The 3,401-nt window shown below is 55.2% G+C and carries 2 rRNA genes (1 of these 2 running past the window's edge); both read left to right on the top strand.

Annotated elements, in window-relative coordinates:
- Positions 1–1,364: ribosomal RNA gene (locus AC1Q49_RS15955) — 16S ribosomal RNA — on the top strand; the annotation flags it as partial.
- Positions 1,365–1,757: 393 nt separating this feature from the next.
- Positions 1,758–3,401: ribosomal RNA gene (locus AC1Q49_RS15960) — 23S ribosomal RNA — on the top strand (it continues 1,639 nt past the right edge of the window).

The following is a 3,401-nucleotide window of genomic DNA, read 5'->3' on the forward strand; positions in this document are numbered from 1 at the left end:
GCGTCTAATACTGGATACGAGCTGCGATCGCATGGTCAGTAGCTGGAAAGATTTTTTGGTCAGGGATGAGCTCGCGGCCTATCAGCTTGTTGGTGAGGTAATGGCTCACCAAGGCGTCGACGGGTAGCCGGCCTGAGAGGGTGACCGGCCACACTGGGACTGAGACACGGCCCAGACTCCTACGGGAGGCAGCAGTGGGGAATATTGCACAATGGGCGCAAGCCTGATGCAGCAACGCCGCGTGAGGGATGACGGCCTTCGGGTTGTAAACCTCTTTTAGCAGGGAAGAAGCGAAAGTGACGGTACCTGCAGAAAAAGCGCCGGCTAACTACGTGCCAGCAGCCGCGGTAATACGTAGGGCGCAAGCGTTATCCGGAATTATTGGGCGTAAAGAGCTCGTAGGCGGTTTGTCGCGTCTGCTGTGAAATCCCGAGGCTCAACCTCGGGTCTGCAGTGGGTACGGGCAGACTAGAGTGCGGTAGGGGAGATTGGAATTCCTGGTGTAGCGGTGGAATGCGCAGATATCAGGAGGAACACCGATGGCGAAGGCAGATCTCTGGGCCGTAACTGACGCTGAGGAGCGAAAGGGTGGGGAGCAAACAGGCTTAGATACCCTGGTAGTCCACCCCGTAAACGTTGGGAACTAGTTGTGGGGTCCATTCCACGGATTCCGTGACGCAGCTAACGCATTAAGTTCCCCGCCTGGGGAGTACGGCCGCAAGGCTAAAACTCAAAGGAATTGACGGGGACCCGCACAAGCGGCGGAGCATGCGGATTAATTCGATGCAACGCGAAGAACCTTACCAAGGCTTGACATACACCAGAACACCGTAGAAATACGGGACTCTTTGGACACTGGTGAACAGGTGGTGCATGGTTGTCGTCAGCTCGTGTCGTGAGATGTTGGGTTAAGTCCCGCAACGAGCGCAACCCTCGTTCTATGTTGCCAGCACGTAATGGTGGGAACTCATGGGATACTGCCGGGGTCAACTCGGAGGAAGGTGGGGATGACGTCAAATCATCATGCCCCTTATGTCTTGGGCTTCACGCATGCTACAATGGCCGGTACAAAGGGCTGCAATACCGTGAGGTGGAGCGAATCCCAAAAAGCCGGTCCCAGTTCGGATTGAGGTCTGCAACTCGACCTCATGAAGTCGGAGTCGCTAGTAATCGCAGATCAGCAACGCTGCGGTGAATACGTTCCCGGGTCTTGTACACACCGCCCGTCAAGTCATGAAAGTCGGTAACACCTGAAGCCGGTGGCCCAACCCTTGTGGAGGGAGCCGTCGAAGGTGGGATCGGTAATTAGGACTAAGTCGTAACAAGGTAGCCGTACCGGAAGGTGCGGCTGGATCACCTCCTTTCTAAGGAGCATCTGGCACTCTTTGGGGTGTCCAGGCGCCGGATCAGGGCCGAATGTGTCTTGCCGGTTAGCTCATGGGTGGAACGTTTGATGAGGTGTGGGGGAGTGATCTTCGAGTTAGTACGGCCTTCGGGTTGGGAACGCTGGGGGTGAGTGAGCCGGCACATGCACGCTGTTGGGTCCTGAGGGACCGGATGCGCTCTGATCTTCGGATTGGGAGCAGACGAACCTCAGGACTCTTTCTGTTGCCGGCTGGTGCTGGTGCGGGGAGGGTACCGCCCGTACTTTGAGAACTACACAGTGGACGCGAGCATCTTCGAGATGAGTAATCATCTCGTGAAGATGATCTTAAAGATCATTAGTCAATTTCGATTGACGATTCAAACTCATGTGATTTCAAGTCTTTAAGAGCAAACGGTGGATGCCTTGGCATCTGGAGCCGAAGAAGGACGTAGCAATCTGCGATAAGCCTCGGGGAGTGGATAAGCACACTGTGATCCGAGGGTGTCCGAATGGGGAAACCCCGCTGGGCGGCGTGCCGACCCAGTGACTCCCGCCTGAATATATAGGGCGGGTAGAGGGAACGTGGGGAAGTGAAACATCTCAGTACCCACAGGAAGAGAAAGCAACCGCGATTCCGTTAGTAGTGGCGAGCGAAACCGGAACAGGCTAAACCGAGTACGTGTGATATCCGGCAGGAGTTGCGTATTCGGGGTTGTGGGACTTTTCTGGTTGTTCTGCCGAGCAGCCGGCGTTACAAGAAGGTATAGACGAACTGGATTGAAAGCCAGGTCATAGAGGGTGCCAACCCCGTAGTCGAAATGCCTCTCTTGGCGCGAAGAGTATCCCAAGTAGCACGGGGCCCGAGAAATCCCGTGTGAATCTGTCAGGACCACCTGATAAGCCTAAATACTCCCAGATGACCGATAGCGGACAAGTACCGTGAGGGAAAGGTGAAAAGTACCCCGGGAGGGGAGTGAAATAGTACCTGAAACCGTTTGCTTACAAACCGTTGGAGCCTCCTTAGTAGGGGTGACAGCGTGCCTTTTGAAGAATGAGCCTGCGAGTTAGCGATACGTGGCGAGGTTAACCCGTGTGGGGTAGCCGTAGCGAAAGCGAGTCTGAATAGGGCGATTCAGTCGCGTGTCCTAGACCCGAAGCGAAGTGATCTATCCATGGCCAGGCTGAAGCGACGGTAAGACGTCGTGGAGGGCCGAACCCACTTAGGTTGAAAACTGAGGGGATGAGCTGTGGATAGGGGTGAAAGGCCAATCAAACTTCGTGATAGCTGGTTCTCTCCGAAATGCATTTAGGTGCAGCGTTGCGTGTTTCTTGCCGGAGGTAGAGCTACTGGATGGCCGATGGGCCCTACAAGGTTACTGACGTCAGCCAAACTCCGAATGCCGGTAAGTGAGAGCGCAGCAGTGAGACTGTGGGGGATAAGCTTCATAGTCGAGAGGGAAACAACCCAGACCACCAACTAAGGTCCCAAAGCGCGTGCTAAGTGGGAAAGGATGTGGAGTTGCTCTGACAACCAGGAGGTTGGCTTAGAAGCAGCCACCCTTGAAAGAGTGCGTAATAGCTCACTGGTCAAGTGATTCCGCGCCGACAATGTAACGGGGCTCAAGCACGCCACCGAAGTTGTGGCATTGACATTATTGGTAGGCCTTCGTGGTCCAGCCGTGTTGATGGGTAGGAGAGCGTCGTGTGGCCAGCGAAGCGGCGGTGTGAACCAGCCGTGGAGGCCACACGAGTGAGAATGCAGGCATGAGTAGCGAAAGACGTGTGAGAAACACGTCCTCCGAAAGACCAAGGGTTCCAGGGTCAAGCTAATCTTCCCTGGGTAAGTCGGGACCTAAGGCGAGGCCGACAGGCGTAGTCGATGGACAACGGGTTGATATTCCCGTACCGGCGAAGAACCGCCCAAACTAATCCAGTGGTGCTAAGTGCCCGAATTACTTTGTATCGATCCCTTCGGGGTGAGAGCGTTGGAGCTAGCGCATGACCCCATGCTGGTGCGGTTAGCGTATTAACAGGT

It is taken from the genome of Microbacterium sp. MPR-TSA4 (genome assembly GCF_058792815.1).